The organism is Novosphingobium silvae (assembly GCF_009856825.1).
Taxonomy (GTDB): Bacteria; Pseudomonadota; Alphaproteobacteria; order Sphingomonadales; family Sphingomonadaceae; genus Novosphingobium; species Novosphingobium silvae.
Genome location: NZ_WVTD01000010.1, coordinates 49,251 through 72,130 on the forward strand (window position 1 = coordinate 49,251; position 22,880 = coordinate 72,130).

General features: G+C 65.4%; 18 protein-coding genes and 1 tRNA gene. 9 read left to right on the top strand and 10 right to left on the bottom strand.

All coding sequences use genetic code 11. From position 1 onward, the window contains the following. Window positions 1–8: 8 nt before the first annotated feature. Window positions 9–728 carry a glycosyltransferase gene (locus GR702_RS13700; protein ID WP_160986462.1) on the bottom strand — a complete coding sequence of 240 codons (720 nt, stop codon included), beginning with the start codon at window positions 726–728 and terminating at the stop codon, window positions 9–11. A 207-nt stretch (window positions 729–935) separates the two neighbouring features. Between GR702_RS13700 and GR702_RS13705 the strand changes: the two genes are divergently transcribed. From GR702_RS13705 to kdsA, 4 genes are all read left to right on the top strand, one after another. Next, a complete protein-coding gene (locus GR702_RS13705; RefSeq protein WP_160986463.1) occupies window positions 936–5,111 on the top strand; it encodes a hypothetical protein in 4,176 nt (1,391 codons plus the stop codon). Next, the gene (locus GR702_RS13710) at window positions 5,108–6,595 is read left to right on the top strand and encodes a hypothetical protein (RefSeq protein ID WP_160986464.1); all 1,488 of its coding nucleotides are present in this window, start codon (window positions 5,108–5,110) and stop codon (window positions 6,593–6,595) included. The genes GR702_RS13705 and GR702_RS13710 overlap by 4 nt, the downstream gene beginning before the upstream one ends. Next, a complete protein-coding gene (locus GR702_RS13715) occupies window positions 6,592–7,752 on the top strand; it encodes a hypothetical protein (protein ID WP_160986465.1) in 1,161 nt (386 codons plus the stop codon). The genes GR702_RS13710 and GR702_RS13715 overlap by 4 nt, the downstream gene beginning before the upstream one ends. A 67-nt stretch (window positions 7,753–7,819) precedes the next feature. Continuing rightward, window positions 7,820–8,659 carry a 3-deoxy-8-phosphooctulonate synthase gene (gene kdsA / locus GR702_RS13720; RefSeq protein ID WP_237449709.1) on the top strand — a complete coding sequence of 280 codons (840 nt, stop codon included), beginning with the start codon at window positions 7,820–7,822 and terminating at the stop codon, window positions 8,657–8,659. Window positions 8,660–8,719: 60 nt separating this feature from the next. On the opposite strand, the gene GR702_RS13725 is transcribed toward kdsA, so the two are convergent. The 4 genes from GR702_RS13725 to GR702_RS13740 all read right to left on the bottom strand — a co-directional run bounded on the left by GR702_RS13725 (window position 8,720) and on the right by GR702_RS13740 (window position 12,905). Then, window positions 8,720–10,165, bottom strand: coding sequence for a GSCFA domain-containing protein (locus GR702_RS13725; protein WP_160986467.1), 1,446 nt, complete (start codon window positions 10,163–10,165; stop codon window positions 8,720–8,722). 76 nt (window positions 10,166–10,241) lie between these two features. Next, on the bottom strand, window positions 10,242–11,000 hold the full coding sequence (locus GR702_RS13730; RefSeq protein WP_160986468.1) for an ABC transporter ATP-binding protein: 759 nt from the start codon (window positions 10,998–11,000) through the stop codon (window positions 10,242–10,244). Then, window positions 10,997–11,806, bottom strand: a complete 810-nt coding sequence (locus GR702_RS13735; RefSeq protein WP_160986469.1) for an ABC transporter permease — start codon at window positions 11,804–11,806, stop codon at window positions 10,997–10,999. The genes GR702_RS13730 and GR702_RS13735 overlap by 4 nt, the downstream gene beginning before the upstream one ends. Then, window positions 11,796–12,905, bottom strand: coding sequence for a KpsE/RkpR family capsule polysaccharide export protein (locus tag GR702_RS13740; RefSeq protein WP_202408264.1), 1,110 nt, complete (start codon window positions 12,903–12,905; stop codon window positions 11,796–11,798). Before GR702_RS13740 ends, GR702_RS13735 begins: the two co-directional genes overlap by 11 nt. A gap of 223 nt (window positions 12,906–13,128) precedes the next feature. Between GR702_RS13740 and GR702_RS13745 the strand changes: the two genes are divergently transcribed. Continuing rightward, window positions 13,129–14,328 (top strand): polysaccharide biosynthesis/export family protein, encoded by a 1,200-nt coding sequence (locus GR702_RS13745; RefSeq protein ID WP_160986470.1) that lies wholly within the window; start codon window positions 13,129–13,131, stop codon window positions 14,326–14,328. Between the two features lie 5 nt (window positions 14,329–14,333). Here the strand turns inward: GR702_RS13745 and GR702_RS13750 are convergent, their stop codons facing one another. Together GR702_RS13750 and GR702_RS13755 are read right to left on the bottom strand one after the other, a co-directional pair. Continuing rightward, window positions 14,334–15,812, bottom strand: a complete 1,479-nt coding sequence (locus GR702_RS13750) for a pectate lyase family protein (protein WP_160986471.1) — start codon at window positions 15,810–15,812, stop codon at window positions 14,334–14,336. 84 nt (window positions 15,813–15,896) lie between these two features. After that, window positions 15,897–15,970 (bottom strand) — tRNA-Gly (locus tag GR702_RS13755). 152 nt (window positions 15,971–16,122) lie between these two features. Here GR702_RS13755 and GR702_RS13760 point away from each other — a divergent pair. From GR702_RS13760 to GR702_RS13775, 4 genes are all read left to right on the top strand, one after another. Then, entirely contained in the window at window positions 16,123–16,539 is a 417-nt protein-coding gene (locus tag GR702_RS13760; RefSeq protein WP_160986472.1) for a secondary thiamine-phosphate synthase enzyme YjbQ, read from the top strand. Window positions 16,540–16,723: 184 nt separating this feature from the next. Beyond that, a complete protein-coding gene (locus GR702_RS13765; RefSeq protein WP_160986473.1) occupies window positions 16,724–17,590 on the top strand; it encodes a cytochrome b/b6 domain-containing protein in 867 nt (288 codons plus the stop codon). Next, a complete protein-coding gene (locus GR702_RS13770) occupies window positions 17,587–18,354 on the top strand; it encodes a molybdopterin-dependent oxidoreductase (RefSeq protein ID WP_160986474.1) in 768 nt (255 codons plus the stop codon). The genes GR702_RS13765 and GR702_RS13770 overlap by 4 nt, the downstream gene beginning before the upstream one ends. Window positions 18,355–18,444: 90 nt before the next feature. Continuing rightward, window positions 18,445–19,122, top strand: coding sequence for a CDP-alcohol phosphatidyltransferase family protein (locus GR702_RS13775; protein ID WP_160986475.1), 678 nt, complete (start codon window positions 18,445–18,447; stop codon window positions 19,120–19,122). A gap of 548 nt (window positions 19,123–19,670) precedes the next feature. On the opposite strand, the gene GR702_RS13780 is transcribed toward GR702_RS13775, so the two are convergent. The 3 genes from GR702_RS13780 to wecB all read right to left on the bottom strand — a co-directional run bounded on the left by GR702_RS13780 (window position 19,671) and on the right by wecB (window position 22,824). Continuing rightward, complete coding sequence (locus GR702_RS13780; protein WP_160986476.1) at window positions 19,671–20,213, bottom strand: CHAP domain-containing protein; 543 nt, start codon at window positions 20,211–20,213, stop codon at window positions 19,671–19,673. A gap of 168 nt (window positions 20,214–20,381) precedes the next feature. Then, window positions 20,382–21,701, bottom strand: a complete 1,320-nt coding sequence (gene wecC, locus GR702_RS13785; protein ID WP_160986477.1) for a UDP-N-acetyl-D-mannosamine dehydrogenase — start codon at window positions 21,699–21,701, stop codon at window positions 20,382–20,384. Next, the gene (gene wecB / locus GR702_RS13790) at window positions 21,691–22,824 is read right to left on the bottom strand and encodes a non-hydrolyzing UDP-N-acetylglucosamine 2-epimerase (protein ID WP_160986478.1); all 1,134 of its coding nucleotides are present in this window, start codon (window positions 22,822–22,824) and stop codon (window positions 21,691–21,693) included. Before wecB ends, wecC begins: the two co-directional genes overlap by 11 nt. Window positions 22,825–22,880: the final 56 nt, after the last annotated feature.

The window sequence follows — 22,880 nt, forward strand, 5'->3', positions numbered from 1 at the left end:
CAGTCAGGTCAGGCCGCCTCGCGCTCTTCGATAGAGGCGAGATACAACGCTTCTTCCTGCCGCCACAGATCGGCGAAATCGACATTCTGCCATTCTTCGAACCATGGCCCGCCATTGGTGAAATGGATCACGCGCGGCGTGGTGGCAGGCGCGGCATACTCCCCTTCGAGGAAGTTCCAATCCAGATCGAGGGCACCGATATGATCATCGTTCTTCACCCACTCGAACCGGTGAAGAAACGCAGGTGAGGCGGAGTTCACCAGGTCGGGCGTAAGCGAGCGCACATCGGGATGCGCACAGTTGAGCACCATGAACGAGGACCAGTTCTTGCGCGGATAGACGGTCTGTTTCTTGCCATCCATCTTGATCGATTGTGTCGGTTCATATTCATGCTGAACGACGTAGACCGCCTTCTCCGGGTCGAGCCCCTCCAGTACGCGGCGCAGGTCGATAGTGTATAGAAAGTCGCAATCACTGAACACGGTCCACCCAGTTTCCTGTGCCGCAAGGTAAGGCGTGAGGAAACGGGTCAACGAGAATTCCGTTGTCGCAGTGGCATCGACGGGCCGGGTGTACAGGCCAAGATCGCGAACGTATTGCTGCCGGATCGGATTGACGATCAATTGATTTGCGGAATGACGGAGCAACGAATGACGGGCGACCTGCCAAGCTACATCTTCGCGACTGTCGTAACCGATAAAGACCTTCAACTTATCAGAACCGCTCATTTAGCCAAGACCACTCGCCTGTCGATGCAAGCGAATGGTATGTTGGAATAGCGGGGAAAAAGCAATCCGGCTGCCTCATTCTTTCTGCAGAACAACAGGGAAACGCGGTGTGCTGCAAGGAACACGCGAAAAGCCCGGCAGCACATTTGCTTTTGCCTCTTGCGCCTTGTAACTGCCCTTCAACTTTGCAGGGATCCGCAGTCATAGATGGTCGAATTCCGTTACGACATGGCCGCTTTCGTCATGGGCATGCACCGATCGGGCACTTCTGCCCTGACGAGGGTCCTGATGCTGCTTCACGGAGATGGTCCCTCCGCGGTTCTCGAGCCGAACAGCGCCAACCAGCGTGGCTTCTGGGAATCTCCGGAGATCAACGCGGTCAACCAGACCATTCTCGACGATTACGGCACCAACTGGCACAGCATCGCCGCCCTTCCCGGTGAAAAGCTGGCCGCCGATGCACTTCGGCAGGAAGCCGTCAGGCGCATCGTCGCAGACCAGTTTCCCGATGCCCGCCGTCCGGTCATCAAGGATCCGCGCATCTGCCGGCTCGCCCCCTTGTGGATAGAGGCGCTGAAGAGCGAGGCGCGCGATCTCGTCTTCCCGTTCGTCCTGCGCAATCCGGTGGAGGTTGCCGGATCGCTTTCGCGGCGGAACAAGTTCTCGACCGCGCTCGGCCTCAATCTATGGGCGCGCCACTACCTCGATGCGGAACGCGCCACCCGCGACCAGCGGCGAGGCTTGATCCGATACGCCGACCTGCTCGCCGACTGGCGGAACGCGCTTGGCGGGCTTCGGGATCTGGTGGAGCTCGACCTCGGGGGAAATCCCGCCGCCAAGGCGGTCGACGCGTTTCTGACCCCCGACCTTCATCACGAGCAGGTTCCGGTCTGGCAGGCGGACGCCGAACTCGGCGAGTTTCCAATGGTGGCGGAGCTTTGGGTGCTGCTGAACGAGTGGGCCGAGACGGGCTCTGTCACTCTCGGCAACATCGCCCGCTTCGACAGCCTGCGAGAAGATTTCGATCGTGTGGCGCCCCTGATGGATACGCTTCTGGAACAGCAGCGCGTCCTCGAGAAACGTCGGATGGAGGAAAAGAAGGCGAAGCGTGAGGAGGCGGCAGCCTCTCACTCGGAGTTCCAGCCTGTCCTTGCGCAGATCGCCCGCCTGCAGGACGATCAGAACGCCGCCGTCCGCAGCCTGGAACACAATCTCAAGGCGATTATGGCCGACCTCGAGGCGGCACGGAAGGCAGACATCCGGATCGATGCCGCGCGGCTTGAGGCCGAGCGCGAACGTGCCACGCTGCGCAACGATCACGAGCGCGCAGTTTCCGCCCTGCATCGAGCGATGGATGCGACAGCCGGGCGGGAGCGCGAGTGGCGCAAGCGCCTTGATGCGGCGAAGCTTGCACTGAATGAGACGGCCCTGGCCCGGGACACAGCGCTGCAGCAGGCCACGGACTTGCAGTCGAGCCTTGATAGCCTCGCCCGCCGACTTGAGGACCTTGCCGCGCAGGCCCGCGTGGTCGTCAGTCACGATGCGGCGGGCGAGGCTTTCGCCCACACGCCTGCCAGCACTGGTGATCAGGCGCAGGACGCCTGCGCGCTTGTGCAGGCTGCCATAGCGGCTGCACATCAATTGCAGGCCGATCTGGCGGACGCGCGCAGTGAAATCCGCCGGCTCGTGGATGAACGCGATGCCGCTTTGGACAAGGTGTCTGACGCACACGACGAATTGGTATCGGTGCGCCTGTCCTTGCATGCTGAGCTTGATGCCGCACGCGAAGAAACCGCCGCCGCCTGGCAGGAGGTCGCGTCGATGCGCCAGGTTCTGGAAGCCGCCGAGCAGGAACGCGATGCGGCAATTGGCGAAATCGCGGCATCCCGGGCCGAAACGCTTGAAGTCCGCGCCGATCTCAAGGAAGTCACGCGCAAGTACCGCACCACACAGGCCACGCTGACGCGCACCAAGGCCGGGCTGGATCGCGCGAAGGAGCGCGCCGCCACGTTCAAGGAACTTGCGCAACGCACTCGGCAGGATCTGGATCTTGCCCGTGCGGCCTGGCCTTATCGGCTAGCGCGGGCTTTGGCCGTGCTGTGGGCGAGCATCGTGGCGCCTTTCGCGGCGATGCTCGCCAGGACACGGCATGGACGTCGTAACGTAGCAGAGACGATAGCCGGATCGGGGCTTTTCGACCGTGCATGGTATCTTGAGCGCTACCCCGATGTCGCCGGGGGCTCGATGGATCCGCTGCAGCACTTCGTCCGCTTCGGCTGGAAGGAGCTTCGCGATCCTGGCCCGGATTTCAGCGCCTCGCGCTATCTTCGGGAGAACCCTGATGTCGCTCAGGCCGGGCTGAACCCGGTTCTGCATTTCATCGAGTTCGGACAGGCGGAAGGGCGCAGTTCGCGCAAGTCGAAACTGTCGAACAAGCCTGCCGAGACGCTTCCCGTCTTCGCTCCCGCAGCTCCCGTATACGTTCCCGCGCCGTCAGCCACTCCCCTGCGCGCACTTGCACCGGTACCGGCAACTGCACCGCTGCCAGCATCCTTCGATGCCGTAGCCGCAGCCTGCGCAGCCGATGCGGGGAGCGCGGCCGCGCTGGCGCGGTTCCAGCAGCTTTGCGGCATTGCCGCTTACGATGCCGCGTCGTGGGAAGACGCCTTCAGTGACGGAAATTACTCGCCCGCCGATGCCTGGTTCGTGAATGGCACCCTTTTGCGGATGCGTTGGAACGTCCAGGATGAGCCCAGGCAGGTCGTGGTCTGCCAGTTCGACCCGGCGACACGCACCGGGGCGCTGCTGGCCACGACCGATGGGGGCGATGGCGGGAGCGGGGGCGATCTGCTCGACGTGACGCTTCTCTCGGCCTACCATCCCTTGCTCGTGGCAGAGTTCGCTCCTTCGGGCGTGCTGCTCCACGCCTTCGCGGTGGCGTTTCCGTCGCTCTTTCGAAACGGGCCTCACCACGCAGACTTCCTGAGCGAGATCGCCAGGCCTTCCCGGGGCAGAGCCGATCATCCGCTGGCCCATTCCGCCTGGCTGGCGGATAGCCTTGCGGCGATTCGCGACGGCGCGCTGCCGGCGGTCGCACGGATCGCCGTCGAACTGGAAGGCGCGATCGGCACCGGGCCGCTGTTCGACCCAGCCATGCGCGGATGGCTGCGCGACATCTTCGACATCCTGATCGAACCTGCGCAGCAAGCCAAGCGCGGCGACGGGGCCGAAGGCGGCGAGGGGGCGGAGATCGTGGCCTTCCTGCAGGCCGGCGAGCGCTACCTGACGGGCATTGTTGGACAGGAAGGCACTCCCCGGCCAGGCGGCGGCACGCTGTTCATCCATGGCGATGCCATGCCATCGGTGTCGATCCTGTGCGCGACAATGGACCGGGAGGGCATGAGCGAGGGCAAACCAGAGGGCGATGTATGTGTCGCTCTTTCCGAAGCGTTCGTCCGCCGCGATCCGTCACAGCCTTCCTTCGCGTTCATGCAGCCACCTTCGATGCTGCGCGGGCCCTGCACCGCGACCACTCCCCATCTTCGCGCGCCTCATTTCCGCGGCCCTCGCTTGAAGGGTAGCTTCGCTCCGCGCAAGCCCCTGCCCGCCGCCGCAATTTCGCCCGATCGCGGCAGTCAGGTGCGCGACGCCGAGATCCTGTTTCCGGTTTCGTCCATCGTGGCGCTGACCTCCTTCCGGCCCTCTGCCCTTCGGATGATCGTTCCAGTCGACGGCGCGGGCGAGCATGATCTCGACCGCTCGCTCGAGGCCCTCGCCATGCAGGACTGCGCCTCGGCCATTCGCCTGGTCCTTCTGGGAGACCCCGGGGAGGGCAGCCTCGGGCGCGCACGCCGGATGTTCGATGGGCGCGTGGATCAGGCGCGGGATCTACGCGACGCGCTTGCCGACGGCTCGGAAGAATTTTGCGGCATCCTGTCGCCAGGCATCGTGCCACATGACGGGCGCACCCTCAGCCTATTGGCGGATATGGTCACCGATGGCGCCGCCTCGGCTTCGTGCCCGCTCGTATCCAGCAGCCGCTTGGGCAAGAGCTGGTCGGTCAAGGTCGCTGCCAACGGCTTGTTCCCCGAGACGCCGCGCGGCCCTTATGCTCAAGCCGAGATCGCAAGTTCCTGTGGCTTGTGGCGCCATATCTACCCGGTACGCGAACCGATCGCGCAATTCTGGCTGACTTCGCGCGACAAGCTGGCCAGGTGGGTGTTCGAGGACGTCCATCAACTCGCCCGCGACGACGGCGAGCACTGGTGCACGGCGCTTACCACCGTCAGCTTGACGAACGAGGCCGCCGCTCCTTCGATGAGCTTTCAGGCGCCTATCGCAGACCCTGCCTGCTTCGCCGCCGTACGGGTGCTCAACGGATGAAATTCACTTTCGTAATCCCGTCGCGCGAGTTTCTCGCCAGCGCGGGCGCCCGTATCCGCTACCTCCGCATGGTCACGCTGATGGAGGAGGCCGGCCACACGCTCGACCTCGTCCCCATCGCTGATTTCGGCAATCTGCGCGATCCGGGCGAGGTGGTGGTCTTCAGCAAGTGCTTCGATGCCCGCGCGATCGTTTTCGCAGCGCAGTGCCAGGCGCAGAACAGGCTGGTGGGCGTGGACCTGTTCGACGACTACTTTAGCCAGTCGAACGACAGCCGCATGACGATGTACCGCACCTGGCTCGCCCAGATGCTGGATAGGGCGCACCTTGCCATCTGCTCCACGCCGCGCATGGCCGAACTGGTGGCTTCGCTGCGGCCGCAAATCCCTGTCCATGTGTTCAACGATCCGGCATCCGATCTCAGGCTCAATGCGATGCCCGAACTGCTCGCGGGCAAGCGCGAACAGGCTTTGCAGGAACGGCGCATCAAGCTGGGCTGGTTCGGCATCGGCGACAATCCGTTCTTCTCGGTCGGCCTTGAAGACCTGACCGCGTTTGGCGCCCGCTTCGCGTGCCTTGCGACGCGGGGCTGGACGATCGACTGCACCGTCCTCACCAACGCACGCGCGTTGGATGCCGACCGTCTCGCTGCCATCGGCAACCTGCCCTTCCGCGTTCAGGTGGAGCTATGGACCGAAAAGGCCGAGACGGAACTGCTGCTGGACAGTTTCTGCTGCTTCCTGCCAGTCAACGCCCAGCCCTTCAGCATCGCCAAGTCGCTCAACCGGGCGATCAGCGCACTGACAGCGGGATGCCAGGTGGTCTGGGCCGGCTACCCGCTCTACAACCGGATCGACGACCTCCTCTACGCCGATCCGGCGGAGCTGGTGAACGATCTGGAACAGGGCACGCTGAGGCTCAGCGCCCGAAGCCTGGGCCGCTACGCGCAGCTCATGGAAGAGCTCGCCTCGATCGAGGTCGAAGTCACGCGCCTGCTGACCTTCGTGGAAGGCCTCGGCCGGCCGGCAGCGAGCGAAGGCGGCAAGGTGCGTGCGCTTGTCCACGGGCACCAGACGGTCGGCGATGCCCACAAGGCCGCGCGCAAGCTGGGCATACTTTCCGTGGCGACGCCCTTCGCGCCGCCGACACTGACTTACGACGTCATATTCACCGGTCATCCGGCCGATGGCGGACTGCTGATGCTGATTGCCGAACCCGTGCGGGAGCGCCTGCTGCCCGACACGAGCGTCCCAATCCGCTTCTTTGGCGAGATCAACAAGACGCGCTATGTCGCGGTGGACTGGCCGCAGGACACGCCGCTGGCGATGAAGGACTGGTCGAGTGCATCGCTACCGGATCTTCTGGCCGCCTACAGGGGCATCTTCCCCGCCGTCCACCGCCGACTGGAAGCGGTTTTCGGACCTGTCGAGATGATGATTTCGGAATCCTCCAAGCTCCCCTTCGATCCGGGTGCCTCCGCATGACCGCACGCGCCCAAGCCGTATTCCTGGTCAATCTGGTGCAGGACGTGAACATCCTGCGCCCCCTGATCGTCATGGCGCAGCGCGATTTCGCGATGGACGTTCGCGTGCTGGTGTCAGGGGCATTCGAAGGGCGTGACATCTCGGGCATCTGGCGGCGTGAGCTGGCCGAGATTGCTGCGGAAACCCGCGCGCGCCTCGATCAGTTCAGGTCTGAGTTCGAGGCGCTTGCCCTGCTTGACGGGCACGGAGTGATCTTCGCCGCAAGCGAGTCCCACTTGCGCGGCCATGCCACCTGCCATGACGTATTTCGCGTCGCCCCGGCATCGTACCTGCGCGTCACGCTGCAGCACGGTTTCGAATGCGTGGGTTTCCGCCACAGCGGCGCGCACAAACTGGCGCACGGCTCAACCGCCTCCTTCGCGGCCGACATCGTGTGCGCCTGGTTCGCGACCGAACACATCGACGCGATCAGCGCCGCGCAGCGCGGCAAGCTCGTGGTGACGGGGCCGAGCGCCGTCCTGCAACAATTTCGCGAGCCGCTGCCGCAAGACGCAAGCCGACCCGGCCTCGTCTGCGAGAACCTGCATTCGGTGCGCCTGAACGCGGCCGGCGACATGAAGGCGGAATTCGTCGATGTATTCTCCGCGTTCTGCAAGGCGGTGGACGATGGCACCCGGACGCCTGCCGTGTGCCTCAGGCCGCATCCCGGCGGCCAATATATGCTGCGCAACAAGGTGCCGCTGCCAGACAACGTGACGGTGGAGAACGCCCCGATGTACCGGCTGGACATGCGCAGGTTCGCCTACGGCATCTCCGCCCCGTCCTCGGTGCTGCTCGACATGGTACTGGCCGGTATCCCGACCGCCGTCTGGCGCGACGGCGCGGGGCTGATGGACACCGACAACTACGCCGATCTGCCCGGCGTCTCCTCCCTCGCGGACTGGGTCGCATTCGCCCGCAAGGCGCAGGAAGATCCGGCCTCGTTCGCATCGGGCCGCGAGGCGTTCCTCGCGCGGTTCGGCCTGGTGATCGATCCGGCGGACGTGCATGCCCGGTACTCGCGCATCTTCGACATGACCTTGCGCCACGCGCCGCGGCTTGCAGCGACCCGCACCGTCAGCGGCATCGTGGCCGTGGCGCCGCCCGCCACCGACTGAAATCCGCCGGCACCGTTGCTGAGAACCGGCGCCACCGATCCCGTTCCCCCCTGAAAGGATGCCTCACTTGCATACCGTCACGATCACGCCGGACATCCGGTTTTCCAACGAATTGCCGTTCGTCCTCATCGGCGGAATGAACGCGATCGAGGATCACGGCCTGCTGCTGGAAGTCGCAGGCGAATTCGTCGCGGTGACAAAGGACCTTGGCATTCCGTACGTTTTCAAAGCCTCTTTCGATAAGGCCAACCGCTCCTCGATCCACAGCTTCCGCGGCCCCGGCATGGAAAGCGGACTGAAGAGCCTGGCGGCGGTGAAGGCGCGATACGGTGTGCCCATCATCACCGACGTCCACGAGCCCCATCAGGCGGCCCCTGCGGCACAAGTGGCGGACATCATCCAGTTGCCCGCCTTCCTTGCCCGCCAGACCGATCTCGTCGCGGCCATGGCAGCGACCGGCGCTGCGATCAACATCAAGAAGCCGCAGTTCCTGGCCCCTCACGAAATGCAGCACATCATCAGGAAGTTCGCCGAGTGCGGCAACGAGCGCGTGATGCTGTGCGAGCGGGGCAGCAGCTTCGGCTACAACAACCTCGTCGTGGACATGCTCGGCATCGACCAGATGCGCGAATATGCACCCGTCATCTTCGACACCACACACGCGCTGCAGCGCCCGGGCGGACGCAGCGACAGCGCCGACGGCCGGCGCGAACAGGTGACGGCGCTGGCACGCTCGGGCATGGCGCTGGGCCTTGCCGGCCTGTTCATTGAGGCGCACCCCGATCCGTCGAAAGCGCTGTGCGACGGCCCGAGCGCCCTGCCGCTGAACCTCCTGCGCCCCTTCCTCGAACAGATGGTAGCGGTCGACACGCTGGTGAAGTCGTTCCCCGTTCTCCAAACCGGCTGATCGAGCGCCGTAGATGAAGAAAAGCGGCGCCGGGACGTTGGTCCCGGCGCCGCTTTTCTTTCAGGCCTCCAGCAGCTTTCTGGCGCCTTCGAGGTCCGGCATGAAGTGCAGCGCCTCGCGTGCCGACGCGCGCGCCTGCTCCTTGTTGCCGCCGCGGTCCAGCAGGATGGCGAGACGCTGGTGGTAGATGCCGTTTTCCGGCTGCAGTTCCACCGCGCGTGCCGCCAAGCGCAGGGCCTCCTGCGGCTGTTTGTCCCGCTCCATGATCTTGGAGGCCATGAATGCGGCCCCGGCGTTCTCCGGGTCCCTCGCCAGCCATTCCTCACAGACGCGGCGCGCTTCCTTGGTGCGATTTCCGGCCTGCAGAGCCTGTAGGAGGCCTTTGTAGCAGTCGCGCATCTCCGCGCGCCGCATGTTCTCGCCCCCTCGATACAGCAGCGCCGAGAAGTGGCTTGCCGCGAGGGCATAGTCCTTGCCATCCAATGCCGCATGCGCTGCCGAGAGGATCGAGGTTGTCGTGAAAGGATCGCGGGACGGATCCTGCGAAGCCACTGCGGCGGCCGGCTCATCATCCTTGGCGGCTTCTTCGGGCAGGTAGGCGCGGGTCGCCCGGCGCATGATCTCGCTCACGACCTCAGGGTTCACGTGGATGTTGTCCACACGATAGGCAATCTTGCGATCGGTCAGCGTCACGATCTCGTAACTGGGGAAATAATCCACGTTGTCGTGACGCAGCACGGCCGCTTCGGCTGCAGCGCGCTGCACCGACTTGCTGTAGGTGTTGGCGGCAAGTGCATCGCGCCCGGTCATGGTGGCCTTGAAGGGCACGGGCGAGACGGTGAGCAGCACCTTGTGTTCAGGGTGGCCATACCTGCGAAGCAGGCCCAGCAGCCGCTCCACCCCCTCGGTAATGTCTTCGTAACTCAGGACATCGAGCCGGAAACGGTCCGGTTCTGCGTTGAGCGCGGCCTGAGGCGGCATGACGTTAAGGTATGCGCCGATCTTGGTATCGAACCAGGCCTCGGCCAGCCCCAGGGTCACGACGACCACCCGGCATTCCGGCAGGCGGCGCATGATCGCGTAGACCTTTTCGCGCCGCTCGACCGCATATTCCATCGTCACGGGCGACATGTTCGCCACGAGATGGGGGTCGTGCCACAAGCCCTCTCCCGCCGTCACGAACAGGTCCGCAGGGTCGAAGGCCGGAGGCGCGAATGCCCATTCGATCTCGTTCGCCATCGAATGAACAGTGTACTTGTTCAGAATCTCGTTGGCAGTGCCGCCGCCGCGCTCCTCGGCGGAAAGCTGCAGCGCCATGGCGGGCAGGTCGAAGCCCTTCGCAGCCAGCGCCTTCTCGATCTCACGGGCGAAGCATGACCCGATCGTCATGATCTTGTCTTCCATCGAGAAGCGGAAGCTGGGCGCTCCGGCGATCTCGGCGATCTGTTCCAGCCGGTGTCCGCTGCGCCGTCCGCCGGGCCATAGGCTGAGGGGGTTCGCGCGCATGTTGCGCCCTGCTTCGCGCGATGAAAAAGATTGAATTGGCATAGCTAACTCCTGAGCTTGGCCTTGCGGGCAATCCTTAGGCGGACGTCTGCAGCGCGCCTTCCTGCTCCATCAAGGCAAGGCGCGCCTTCTTCTTGGCTTTTTCGACTTCGTGCTGTCGCTTCATCTCGATCTTGGCGGCCCGCTTGATCAGCCTCTTGTAGGCCATTCTGGCGCTTTCGGAATCCTCGTATTCTTCCAGATTCCCATCCTCGAGAATCACGAAACGGTTGCAATGCTGCTGGATGTAGCGGTTGCTGTGCGAGATGATGATCATTGCGCGATCCTTGCGCTTCTGGAAAAGCTCTATCTCGCACTTCTCGCGGAAGCGCTCGTCACCCACGGCCATGACCTCGTCGATGAGGTAGCAGTCGAAATCGACGACCATCGAAATCGCGAAGGCCAGCTTGGCTCGCATGCCCGAGGAATAGACGCCGACCGGCTCGTCGATGTACGGGCCGAGTTCGGAAAACCGCTCCACGAATTCGAGCCGGGTGCGGTAGTCTATGCCGTAGATCCGGCAGATAAAGCGTAGGTTGTCCTTGCCCGACAGGCGCTGGTGGAAGCCGCCGGAGAAGGCGATCGGCCAGGAAACCGACATGTCCCGCACGATGCGCCCGGACGTCGGCCGCTCCGCCCCGCTGATGAGGCGCACCAGCGTCGACTTGCCGGCGCCATTGCGTCCCAGAATGCCGACACGCTCCCCCTTGTTGACGACAAGGTTGATGTCACGGAAGATTTCGCGCGGACCCTGCGCGGTGTGATAGACCTTGCTGACGTTCTCGAGGCGTATCATGCGATGCGCACCTCGTTGAGCGCGACACGGCGGACCTGGCTCAGCCCGAACAGCATGAGCAGCATGGTGGCCGAGCACATGTATCCAAGGTCGTAGTGCGCCTTGAAGTGCGATCCGAAAAAGCCTTCGCGCAGGTATTCCAGCCCGCTCGTCATCGGCAGCCACAGCAGCCAGTAGCGCACGGTCGGCGGGAAAGTATCGAGCAGGAAGCTCGTTCCCGACAGAATGAACAGCAGGATCGCGACGGGCGACCACAGCTTCTGGACAGAAGGATAGCGCTCGGACAAAGGACCCAGCGTCAGCGCCAGCGCCATGCCGAACCATGCCAGAAGGCCCCAGCCCCCGATCACCTGGAGCACGTTTTCAGGCGGCTCCAGCCATCCCCCCAGCCACATCACCAGGCCAAGGACCATGAAGCTGGTCGTCACGCCCGCGAACTCCAGCAGGATACGGGCGAGGTATATGTCCAGCATCGTGACGCGGCGATGGTACAGCAGCGCCTGGTTGGAACTGAGCGCGCCTATGCAGCGCGAGGGCGTGTTGCGCCACATCAGCATCGATGTGTAGCCAGTCAGGGTGAAGGCCGCGATCGGGATTTGCGAGCGGTGCAGGTCGTGAGTGGCCGTCCAAATCGCGGTAATCACGATCACGAACAGCGCGGGTTCCACGAAAAGCCACAGGAATCCGATGTTACGCCTGCCGAACCGGGTGATGACCTCGCGCAGCAGCAAGGCCCATACGATGCGTGCCTGGATCCGCAGCCCCGAAAGCGGCAGCAACGGTTCGGACCGGTCGTCAGCTGGCATGTTCTCTTACGCCGGCGATAAGCATGTTGGCGATGCCCCATGCGATCAGGGCGAGCGCGAAGACGGCAAGTACGCCCGCGAGGCGACGCGGTTCGATCGCTTCGTCGGCAAGGTTGGGCGTGACGATGCGTTCGACGTAGACCTGCTTGCGCCGCGCTTCGTTCTGCGCCTCCTGCAACGAGGTCATCGCCGCCGCAAGCCGCTTTCCGCTGATTTCGTTGTCGATCTGCAGGCGCTGGTATTCCGCTGCGGTCGCGGCAAGCGAGGTGCGGCTGCCCGCGACTTTGCCCATCTGGTTTTCCATGGCCTGCTGAAGCTGGGCGATGCGGGCGGCAAGCTGCGGCACTTGCGGATTGTCGGGCGCAAGCCTGCGCAGCTGCTGCAGCTGCACTTGCGAGGCGATCAGTTCGTCCTGCAGCTTGGACACCATTTCAAGCCCGATCTGGGCCTGCTTCTCGGGATCGACGGTGCCCGTGCGGTTGCGGAACGCCGCCAGCGTCGCCGCGGAACGCCGTGCATCCTGGGCCGCCTCGTTCGCTTCGCGCTGGGCGAACTCGATAAGGTCCCGGCGCCCGCGCGTGTTGAGGCGGTTGATGAGCCGTTCCGACTGGTCCAGCAGCGCTTCGTTGATCTTCTGCGCGTCCTTCGCCGAATAGGCCCGGACGGTCAGCGTCAGCACACTGGACGTGCTGTCGTTCTTGATGGTCACTCGCTTGACGAAATAGGAATACATATCCTCGAACGATCCGCTGAAACCGAAGCCGTTCAGCCGGTCGAAGATGGAGATCGCGTCGTTCTCGTAGGCACGGCGGATGAGGCCGGAGCGATTGGCATCGCGCACCGCATCGCGCGATCCCACGTACTCGGTTACAGCGTAGACTTCCTCGCTGGCATTGGTGAAGCCGGCCGTCTTGAGCAGAGCCCCGAAAGGCGATTGCGCGGGCTTGTCGGGCGCACGCACGACGATGCGGGACTCCGACACGTAGACGTCGCTGGCGAGTAGCCCATAGTACAGGATCGCTATGGTCGTCGGCAGGATAACCATGATGGCGAACAGGATTGTCGAGGCCCCGAAGCTTCGGGCCAGGCTTAATCGCATTGTCGACAAGGTCTCCGTCACATCAAGGCGATGGCTCATGCGGTAGAGGTCGGGAATTTGCAAGCGGTACATGATCGGCGGCGCGGCGGACCGGACGGGGCGTCGCGCCGGCCCGTTTCCCATTGCCTCCGATGGCCGGCGCGCCACCTCCTTGAATTGTGACCCTCTGCGCAATAGAACGCCGGCCGAGGCGCACCGGCCTGTCTTTCGGATGTTGAATTACATGATCTTCACGCGTTCGGGAAGGAAGGTGCTGGTTCCCGTCCTTGTTCTGACCCTTGCGGGATGTTCCTCCTTCGGAGCGTCCGGACCAAGCACGCGGTCGTTCGGCAAGGCGGAGGAAGCTTCTGTCAACGGCAGCCGCATCCGCGTGGTGCCGCTCGACGGACGCATAGCAGGATACCTCAGCCGCCCCTCCGGCAACGACTTTGCGAGCGTACTGGGCGATGTTCCGCAGGAGGACATTCGCGTCGGACCGGGCGATTCCCTGTCGATCTCCATCTACGAGGCGCCTCCTGCCGTGCTGTTCGGAGCGTCCGCCTCGATCGGCGCCGCCTCCGCTGCGAGCGCGGGCGGCGCGGCCGCCGCTCCTCCCAGCACCTCGACATCGCTGCCGCCCGTCGTGATCGATCAGGCGGGACGGATCACCCTGCCGTTCGTCGGCACCTTGCAGGCGGGTGGCATGACCCTGTCCGAACTGCAGGTCGCCATTCGCGCTCGTCTGCGCGGCAAGGCGAACGACCCGCAGGTACTGGTCAGCCAGGCCGGCAATGTCAGCCGCACGGTCACGCTTCTGGGCGAAACCGGCGTCAATGCACGCGCACCGCTGACCCCGCACGGCGAACGCGTGCTCGATATCCTGGCCTCGGGCGAGACGCTGAAGCAGGCGGTGGACAAGACGACGGTGCAGATCGCCCGCGGCAAGCAGGTCGTCTCGATGCCGCTGAGCGCGGTGATCGCCGATCCCGCGCAGAACGTACGGCTTCAACCCGGCGACGTGGTGACCGCTTTGTTCAAGCCCTACAGCTTCACCGCGCTCGGATCGGTGATGAAAAGCTCCGAGGTGGAGTTCGAAGCCTCCGGCATCACGCTGGCGCAGGCGCTAGGCCGGGTAGGCGGCCTCGACGTGCAGAAGGCCGACATCCACGGGGTCTTCGTGTTCAGGTTCGAGGCTCCCCAGACGCTGGGGCTCGACCAGGCCGCCGCTGCGCAGGATCTGCACGACAACCGCGGGCGCATCCCGGTGATCTACAAGCTGGAAATGAGCAGGCCCGAAAGCCTGTTCCTCGCGCAGCAGTTCGCGGTGCGCAACGGCGATCTCGTCTACGTGTCGAAGGCGCCGCTCATCGATCTGCAGAGCTTCAGCGGCATCGTCTCGCAGTTCGTCTTCACCTTCATCAACGTCGGCGACAACCTGCAGTAAGGAGCCTAGTCTTCGGTCGCAAAGCGCGTCTTGCAGCCGGAGACTCGCAGCCCCGTGACCTCAGGCCCGGCGCCAGGGCGATCACGCACCCCTGCGGAGCAGGACGCGCCGCCTGTCACCGCGATGTCGGAAAGCCTGATGCCGCGGGGCACGTCGCTGCCGCTCCTGTCGATCAGGATGCCGACCTTGGTCGCCGGCCACTCTGCAATGGGCGCCTTGCCCCTGCCGGGCTTTTGGTCCGCCATGTCGATCGTGAGGCCGTTGAGCGAGATGCCCTCCACCGGGCCGTAGATCGTCGCGCCTGCCAGCCCTGCGCCTGAAATCCGGGTATCGAGCACCTGCACGTCGCTCAGGCGATGGCCGAGCTTGATGCCGAAGGCGAAGCTCCCGGTGATCGTCGCTCCGTCGATCCTGATGGCCGAGGCGCCCGCCTCCCCGCCGCCTGCGACATCAATCCCCTCCCAGGTGTCGCTGATCCGCGTGTCTCCCAGGATCGATACATCGCGCGAATCCTGACTGATATTGAGACCGTCCGCCTGCCAGGGCACATCGCCTTCCGAAAAGCGCGCGCGGCATCCGGCGATCGTGGTGTCGTGCAAGGTGACCTGCCGCGACCCGGCGATCATCACGCAGACGAGTTGCTCCTGAACCCGGGTGCCGCGCAAGTCGAACAGCCCGCCAACGCGCCGCGACGGGCGCAGTTCGCGTACCATCGGGCGGTTCCAGCCCTCGCCCCGCACCCTTGCCAGCGACAGCGAAGCATCCCCTTCATAGGGTGCCCAGACCAGATCGTGCACCTTAAGGCCGCGCACCGTCACATCGCGCGAGTGCGCGATCATCAGGCCGTATCCCTTTCCCGCGCCAGTAATCGTCACGTTCTCCAGCACGGCGCCCGAAACGTTCTCAAGCCACAGCGCGGCAGCATCCGTACGCGACCCGGAGCTGGGATCCCCGCCCCTGTCGATCGTCACGTCCAGAAGCCGCACGCGCGAGGGGCCAGTGCCCTCTGCCGGTCTGACGAACAGCGTGCGCACCTGCGCATACCGCTGGAAAGCTCCTGCATCGCCCCGCGAAAGGGCGCGGTCCCGGCAGTCGACTGCAGCCTCGGGATCGACCGTTCGCGGGCATTCGCCGCCGATGAATGCCTGCATGGGCGAAGCAGGGGGCGTCTGGACAAGGTGCGCACGGGCGAGGCACAGGTCCGAACTTGCCCGCAAGGTTCCGCTGACAAGATACGTTCTGCCGCTTCCGTCGAGACAGCCTTTCGCGCCGTCGTCGAGTGCGCGCTGGAGAGCGGCGGTATCGTCCGCCCGCCCATCCCCCACCGCGCCGTAGACGGTCAGGCTGCGTGCACCGGCGAAATTCTCCGGCAACGTGTCAGCGGCCGAGTTCTTGCTGGCACTCACCAGAACGGCACCGCCAGCAAGCACTACCATGGCACTTGCGATGAAGATGGTGCGGCGGAAATGTGCGGAGCGTGTCATGGCGCCTCCATGTCAGGCAGCGGCCTGCGGTGGCAAGGCATAGTACGCGCCGCCTCCTTGCGCCGGCTACGCCTTGAAGGCCGATGGAGCGGGTGAGGGGAATCGAACCCCCGTATTCAGCTTGGGAAGCTGCTGCTCTACCATTGAGCTACACCCGCGCGCGGCGTGGTCGGCCGATCGGCGGCCGGAAAGACGCGAGCCTGGCAGGAGCGGCTGGCGGGTTCCGGACCGGGCGGCTTTGCCATGACATCGCCGGCTCGTCAACGCGGCGGTTGAAAGCGGCGGCGCTTGCCTTCAGGATCGTGGCGCCATGAGACAGATGTCCACCATCCTCTCCTTCGACACGCCCGGGCGCGGCTTCACGGACATCACGGCGGCAATGGTGGGCTGGCTGGAGGCAAGCGGTATTCGCGATGGGCTGATTACCCTGCTGTGCCGCCACACCTCGGCTTCGCTGCTGATCCAGGAGAATGCCGCGCGCGAAGTGCGTACCGACCTTGCCGCCTGGCTCGACCGCCTCGCGCCCGAGGGCGACCACTATGTTCATGACGATGAGGGACCGGACGACATGCCCGCCCACCTTCGCGCGACGCTTACCGGCGTAAACCTGCAGGTCCCCGTCATCGCCGGCCGCCTGGCCCTTGGCACGTGGCAGGGGATTTACCTTGCCGAGCACCGGCGCTCGGCCCATCGTCGGCAGGTGGCCGTGCACCTGATCGGCGAGTAGCCATGCGCGCCCGCCCTGCACGAGGACGGCCAAGGGGAGAAGACATGGAGCGGTCAGACAGGGATCGGTTCGGCATCGCCCCGTGCGACAGCGCCCCGTTCGCCGGGACTGGGCGAGCCGCGTCCCCGGCTACGGCCGACGGGCGCATCCGGGTCGAGGGCGGCAATCGCAGGGCCTTGTGCGCATGAACGAGACTCCCCTGCCGCCACCGCCGCCACCGCAGACCACACCACGTGGCGGCGACCTCGTGCTGCGGCATCGGCTGCCGACGCGGCTGTGGCACTGGATCAACGCGTTCGCGCTGCTGGTCCTGCTGATGAGCGGGCTGATGATCTTCAACGCCCATCCGCGCCTCTACTGGGGAGACTACGGCGCCAACTTCGACCATGCCTGGCTCAAGGTCGGCTCGGCCCGCACGGGCAATAGCGAGGTCGGCTACCTGGAGATTGCCGGGCGGCGCTGGGACACGACGGGCGTGCTTGGCCTCTGGACCAACCCGGACGGGCAGGTGCAGCGGCGGGCCTTCCCCCACTGGGCGACGATCCCCTCGCGCTACAGCCTGGCCGAGGGGCGGATCTGGCACCTCGCCTTCGCCTGGGTGCTGGCGGGCGGGCTGCTGCTTTATCTCCTGTGGTCGCTTGCCGCCCGGCACCTGCAGCGCGACCTTCACATTACGCGCGGCGAGTGGCGCCCGGCCCATCTCTGGCAGGACGTGCGCGATCATGCACGCCTGCGCTTCCCGGCGGGAGCGGCGGCGCTGCGCTATTCGGTGCTGCAGAAGCTCGCCTATGCGCTGGTGCTGTTCGTCCTGCTGCCCGGCATGATCCTGACGGGCCTTGCCATGTCGCCCGCCACGGACGCCTGGGCGCCGCTCGTCGGCGAGATGTTCGGCGGCCGCCAGTCGGCGCGCTCGGTGCATTTCCTTTTCGCCATGGCCCTGGTCGGCTTCGTTCTCGTCCATGTGACCATGACCGTGCTGGCGGGGCCGCTCAACGAACTGCGCTCGATCGTCACCGGCCGGTATCGCCTGCCACGGGGCGAGCGGGCATGACGCTGACGCTCATCCTCACGCGCCGGACGCTTCTGCGCACGGGGCTTGCCGGAGCGGGCGGGCTCCTGCTGCCGGGCTGCGATCGTCTGATCGACAATCCGGCCGTACGCGGCACTCTCGAAAGCGCCGAGGACCTCCACCGCATTACCCAGCGCGCGCTTGGCGGCAGCGCCCTTGCGCGCGAATATGGCGAGGCCGAGATGTCGCCCGTGTTCCGCGCCAACGGCAGCCGCGAGGTGAGCGATCCGGTCTATCGCCGCCACTTCTCGCAAGGCTTCGCGAACTGGTCGCTCGCGCTCGAGGGGCTGGTCGAACGCCCGCTTGCGGTGCCGCTCCACGCATTGCGCACGCTCCCGCAGCGTGCGCAGATCACCCGGCACGACTGCGTGGAGGGGTGGAGCGCCATCGGCCGCTGGCAGGGCCCGCGCCTTGCCACTCTGCTCGACATGGCGCGCCTGAAGCCGCAGGCGCGCTTCCTCGTGTTCCACTGCGCCGACCTTTACCACGGCCGTCCCTACTACGAATCGATAGACCTCGCCGATGCCTTTCATCCGCAGACGATCCTGGCCTGGTCGATGAACGGCAGGCCGCTCGACGAGGCGCACGGCGCGCCGCTGCGCCTGCGGGTGGAGCGACAGCTGGGCTACAAGCACGCCAAGTTCGTCACGCGGATCGAGGCGGTCGCCACGCTGGCCGGGATCCACGGCGGGCGGGGCGGCTACTGGGAGGACAACGGCGCCTACGCCTGGTACGCGGGGATCTAGGATCGGTTTTCCGGGGCCGGAAACGACGAAACGGGGGAGCGCGGCGCCGGTTTGCCTTGCCAAGTAACCGACTTGTCACAATAAGGCGCCATGCAGGACAACCGCATCGCTCCCCCCGCCCGAATCCAGCGCAACGTCCTAGCCATCGGTGAACGACGGCTCCTCAACTGGCTTTGCGCGCACATGCCCGCCTGGGTGAAACCCGATCTGCTGACTGCGCTCGGCATGGTGGGCGCCGTCCTCATCTTCGCAGGCTATGCGACCAGCCTTCTGGACGAGGACTGGCTGTGGCTCTGCATGCCGGGTTACCTGCTGCACTGGTTCGGCGATTCGATGGACGGCAGCCTCGCGCGGTTTCGCCATATCGAGCGTCCGCGCTACGGCTATTTCCTCGATCACAGCTGCGACGGGATCGCCACTTTCCTCATCCTTCTGGGCATCGGCGTCAGCCCTTATGTGCGGCTGGAAGTCTCGCTCATCGCGATGATCGGCTACCTGCTGCTGTGCATCCACGCCTTCCTTGCCGTGCGGGTGCTGGGCGAAATGCGGCTGTCCTACCTCAGCGCCGGACCGACCGAGCTGCGCCTCATCCTCATCAGCCTGACGTTCTCGATGCTCATCCTGGGCGACAAGCAGCGCGACATGGAGGCGATGACGGGCTTCGACTGGTTCGTGGGCGCGGTGGGCGTGGTGCTGATCGGCCTGTTCCTGACGCAGACCTTCAAGTCCGCCCGCAAGCTCGCGCGGATCGAACCGCCCGCTGCCTGATAGCTGCAAGCCTTGACTGGTAGAACCATATAGGTTATATGCTCCGGCATCCGCTCCCTGAGGTACACAGGGCAAACGGATCATCGGGCCGGCGCCGGGGGCATCCAAAGCCCACCTGTGCCCGCACCGGAAGGGTTCACGAGCCGTCCTTCGAGGCGGCAGGGTTCAGGGCAAACGGCGCGGCTCCCGATAAGAGAGCGCTTCCCCCAGGACCTGTGGAGCCGGCACCTTATCGCGAGCCCGCGTGCCGGATCCGAGCCACTTTCGCTGAGGGTCGAGCTGGACTGTTCCTGTGCTTTCCAGCCGTTCGCAAGGCGCACACGCTTCGGCGACCCCCAACCGGGCCGCCCCCGAACGCCGGCCCGATACCCATCAGGGGTACCAACGCCCAAGCGCTCTCCTCCCCGGCGTAAAGCCCGCACTCGCCAGCGGGCATAGACGCGCGTCCAGCGTCCGCGCGCTTTCGGAACACCGCGGCCAAGAGCCGCAAACTGCGCTTGTGGTGGGCGACGCTCAGCTTAGCCGCACCGCCGGTAAGCCTTCGCGATTCAGCCTTGCTTGGGAAGGTCCGAGAAGGCCGCCTGGAAGGCGTCGGAGGGCATCTTTGCGGTGGGCGTGGAGCCGACTTCCGATCCGCCGTTCGAACCGTTCGCATAGATGAAGCCGAAAGCCGGGCTGGCGCGCAGGCCGAGCGAGTGCGTGGGCGAATACCACACGCGCACGCTGCTCCAGTCGCCCTTTTCCGAAACGTCCTCCGCCATTGCGGACTTCTCGATCATGCCGGGGCGCGACCAGTTGGCGTGGTTGAGGACAACGTGGCGGTCATCGACGATCCGGTCAACCACTGCGACATGGCCGACCCGCATCGCACGGCTCGCCTTGAACACGAGCACCGAGCCCGCGCGCGGGCTGTTGCCGCGAGAATAGGTTCCTTCGGCCTGGTCCCACCAGGTGGCCGCGTTCCCGTGAAGGTCGATCCCCGACTGCGCCCTTGCATAAGGCACGCACTGCAGCGTCCCGGCGAGCGCCGGCGTGGACACCGTTGCGGCAAGAGACATGAAAATGGCGGCGACCACGGGAACGATTTTCATGGAAGGGAGTTATAACGCCCAAACCTTACCGCGATAGCGAAGGCCAGCGGCAGCCACCGCGCCGGCAGAACGGTTCATCGCTTCACTTGCCGGTTTTCCCAATGCGATGAATGGCTAATGCGATAAGGGGATTGTGAACGCCCGCTCGGCGAGATCCCGCGCGCGTCCTTACTGCGCCGCCAGTGCCAGCTTCGCCTCATCCTCGCGTACGACGCGGGGCTGGTCGGCCCAGATGCCGCGCGTATCGTAGACGAGCTTGTCCGCCCGCTCGGCAAGCGGGACCACGCGAAACACGTCATGATCCACCAGCACGATGAGGATGTCGCACTCCTCCAGCGCCTCGTCGATGTCGATCTGGGTGACGCCGGTGTCGGTGAACTCGATCGGCAGCTCGGCGGCATAGGGTTCCACCACCGACATGCGGCTGCCCAGCTTGCGCGCGAGGCGGCTGGCGACGAAGCGCGCCGGACTTTCGCGGAAATCGTCGATGTTGGCCTTGAAGGCGAGACCCAGGCACGCAACGCGGGCCTCGGGATGCGCTTCCACCAGCGCCTCCGCCTTGGCCACGACGTGGTGCATCTTGCCATCGTTGACGCCGCGCGCGGTGCGGATCAGCGGCGTCTCCTCGGGCGCGGAATGGACGATGAACCAGGGGTCCACCGCGATGCAGTGCCCGCCTACGCCCGGCCCCGGCGAGAGGATGTTGACGCGCGGATGGCGGTTGGCGAGCCGGATCACCTCCCACACGTCGAGCCCCATGCGGTCGGCGACGATCGACAGCTCGTTGGCGAAAGCGATGTTGACGTCGCGGTAGGCGTTCTCGACCAACTTGGTCATCTCAGCCGAGCGCGCGTCCGTCGTCACGCATTCGCCGCGCACGAAGCGCTTGTAGAACGCCAGTGCCTTCCTGGCGCAGCGCGGCGTTATGCCGCCGATGGAGCGATCGTTGTTGGTCAACTCCTCCAGGATGCGGCCCGGGAGCACGCGCTCGGGGCAATAGGCGATGGAGATGTCGGGCGTCTCGCGCGCGGGTAGGGCGGGGCCGGACTGCGGGATCCTGAGGTCCGGCCGAAGTTCGGCGATCAGGTCGCGCATCTGCTCGGTCGTGCCCACGGGCGAGGTCGATTCGAGGATCACCACGTCTCCCGCCTTCAGGACCGGCGCGATCGTGCGCGCGGCCGCAAGCACATAGGAGATGTCGGGCGCGTGGTCCTTTCCGAACGGCGTCGGCACCGCGATGACGAACACGTCGGCGGGCGCCACCTCGACCGAGGCGGACAGCAGCCCGCGCGCGACGACGCCCTGAACGAGGCCGTCGAGGTCCACTTCCTCAATGTGGATCTCGCCGCGATTGATGGTGTCCACCACCTTCTGCGAGACATCGAGGCCGAGCACGCGGCACCCCGCGCGCGCGATCACCGCGGCAGTGGGAAGGCCGATGTAGCCGAGGCCGACCACGCAGACGGATGGCTTGGTGTCAGATTTCATGTGCGAGCAGCTCCACGATACGGCTTGCCGCCTGCCCGTCCCCGAAGGGATTGTGGGCGCGCGCCATGGCCTCGTAGGCCTCCCTATCGTCCAGCAGGGTTGATAATTCGGTAACGATGCGCGCGGCGTCGGTGCCCACGAGCCTTGCCGTGCCCGCATCCACGCCCTCGGGCCGTTCGGTGGTCTCGCGCATGACGAGAACGGGCTTGCCCAGCGCAGGAGCCTCTTCCTGCACGCCTCCCGAATCGGTCAGCATGATCTCGGCGATGGAGAGCAGGCGCGCGAAGTGCGGGTAGTCCAGCGGCTCGATCAGGGCGACATTTTCGAGCCCGGCAAGCTGCGCGTTCATGACCTTGCGCACGTTGGGGTTGAGATGGACGGGGAAAATCACCGCCACGTCCGGCCGCTGCGCGATCTCGCGGACGGCGCGGGCGATCTGCTCCATCCCCTCGCCGAAGTTCTCGCGCCGGTGGCTGGTGACGCCGATGATGCGCCTGCCCGCGAAGCGCGCCTCCAGCTCCGCCAGCCCGGATGCCAGCGCCGGATCGCGCCCGATCTGCGCCGTAACCCAGTGCAGCGCGTCGATCACCGTATTGCCGGTCACATGGACCCTGCCAGCCGGGACGTTCTCGCGCAGGAGCGCCGCCTCGCTGGTGGTGGTGGGCGCGAAATGCAGGCTGGCCATGGCGCCGATGATCTTGCGGTTCACCTCTTCGGGCCAGGGGTGATAGATGTTGAAGCTGCGAAGCCCCGCCTCCACATGGTCGACCGGCACCTTGCGATAGTAGGCCGCGAGCGCACCGGCCATGGCGGTGGCGGTATCACCCTGCACGATCACGCGGGCCGGCTGCACGGCGTCCATCACCCGGCCAAGGCCGGTGAGCAGGTTCGCGGTGAGCGCATCGAGCGTCTGGTCGGGCTGCATCACGTCGAGGTCGTGATCGGGCACGATGCCGGCGATCTCCAGCACCTGGTCGAGCATCTGGCGGTGCTGCGCCGAGACGCAGACCACGCATTCGAACCGGCTGTCGGCCTTCAGCGCATGGATGACGGGGAACAGCTTGATCGCCTCGGGCCGGGTGCCGAAGACGACGAGGATGCGGGCGGGGCGGGCAGTGCTCATGCCCGCCGGCCTACCAGCCTATCGTTAACCATGGAATAAGAAGCAGCCGTGCCCCG

What these genes read in the sequence shown, in the direction of transcription:
- GR702_RS13700 (WP_160986462.1), bottom strand. Translation starts at nt 728, where the DNA reads ATGAGCGGTTCTGATAAGTTGAAGGTCTTTATCGGTTACGACAGTCGC.
- GR702_RS13705 (WP_160986463.1), top strand. Translation starts at nt 936, where the DNA reads ATGGTCGAATTCCGTTACGACATGGCCGCTTTCGTCATGGGCATGCAC.
- GR702_RS13710 (WP_160986464.1), top strand. Translation starts at nt 5,108, where the DNA reads ATGAAATTCACTTTCGTAATCCCGTCGCGCGAGTTTCTCGCCAGCGCG.
- GR702_RS13715 (WP_160986465.1), top strand. Translation starts at nt 6,592, where the DNA reads ATGACCGCACGCGCCCAAGCCGTATTCCTGGTCAATCTGGTGCAGGAC.
- GR702_RS13725 (WP_160986467.1), bottom strand. Translation starts at nt 10,165, where the DNA reads ATGCGCGCGAACCCCCTCAGCCTATGGCCCGGCGGACGGCGCAGCGGA.
- GR702_RS13730 (WP_160986468.1), bottom strand. Translation starts at nt 11,000, where the DNA reads ATGATACGCCTCGAGAACGTCAGCAAGGTCTATCACACCGCGCAGGGT.
- GR702_RS13735 (WP_160986469.1), bottom strand. Translation starts at nt 11,806, where the DNA reads ATGCCAGCTGACGACCGGTCCGAACCGTTGCTGCCGCTTTCGGGGCTG.
- GR702_RS13740 (WP_202408264.1), bottom strand. Translation starts at nt 12,905, where the DNA reads ATGCGATTAAGCCTGGCCCGAAGCTTCGGGGCCTCGACAATCCTGTTC.
- GR702_RS13745 (WP_160986470.1), top strand. Translation starts at nt 13,129, where the DNA reads ATGATCTTCACGCGTTCGGGAAGGAAGGTGCTGGTTCCCGTCCTTGTT.
- GR702_RS13750 (WP_160986471.1), bottom strand. Translation starts at nt 15,812, where the DNA reads ATGACACGCTCCGCACATTTCCGCCGCACCATCTTCATCGCAAGTGCC.
- GR702_RS13760 (WP_160986472.1), top strand. Translation starts at nt 16,123, where the DNA reads ATGAGACAGATGTCCACCATCCTCTCCTTCGACACGCCCGGGCGCGGC.
- GR702_RS13765 (WP_160986473.1), top strand. Translation starts at nt 16,724, where the DNA reads ATGAACGAGACTCCCCTGCCGCCACCGCCGCCACCGCAGACCACACCA.
- GR702_RS13770 (WP_160986474.1), top strand. Translation starts at nt 17,587, where the DNA reads ATGACGCTGACGCTCATCCTCACGCGCCGGACGCTTCTGCGCACGGGG.
- GR702_RS13775 (WP_160986475.1), top strand. Translation starts at nt 18,445, where the DNA reads ATGCAGGACAACCGCATCGCTCCCCCCGCCCGAATCCAGCGCAACGTC.
- GR702_RS13780 (WP_160986476.1), bottom strand. Translation starts at nt 20,213, where the DNA reads ATGAAAATCGTTCCCGTGGTCGCCGCCATTTTCATGTCTCTTGCCGCA.
- wecC (WP_160986477.1), bottom strand. Translation starts at nt 21,701, where the DNA reads ATGAAATCTGACACCAAGCCATCCGTCTGCGTGGTCGGCCTCGGCTAC.
- wecB (WP_160986478.1), bottom strand. Translation starts at nt 22,824, where the DNA reads ATGAGCACTGCCCGCCCCGCCCGCATCCTCGTCGTCTTCGGCACCCGG.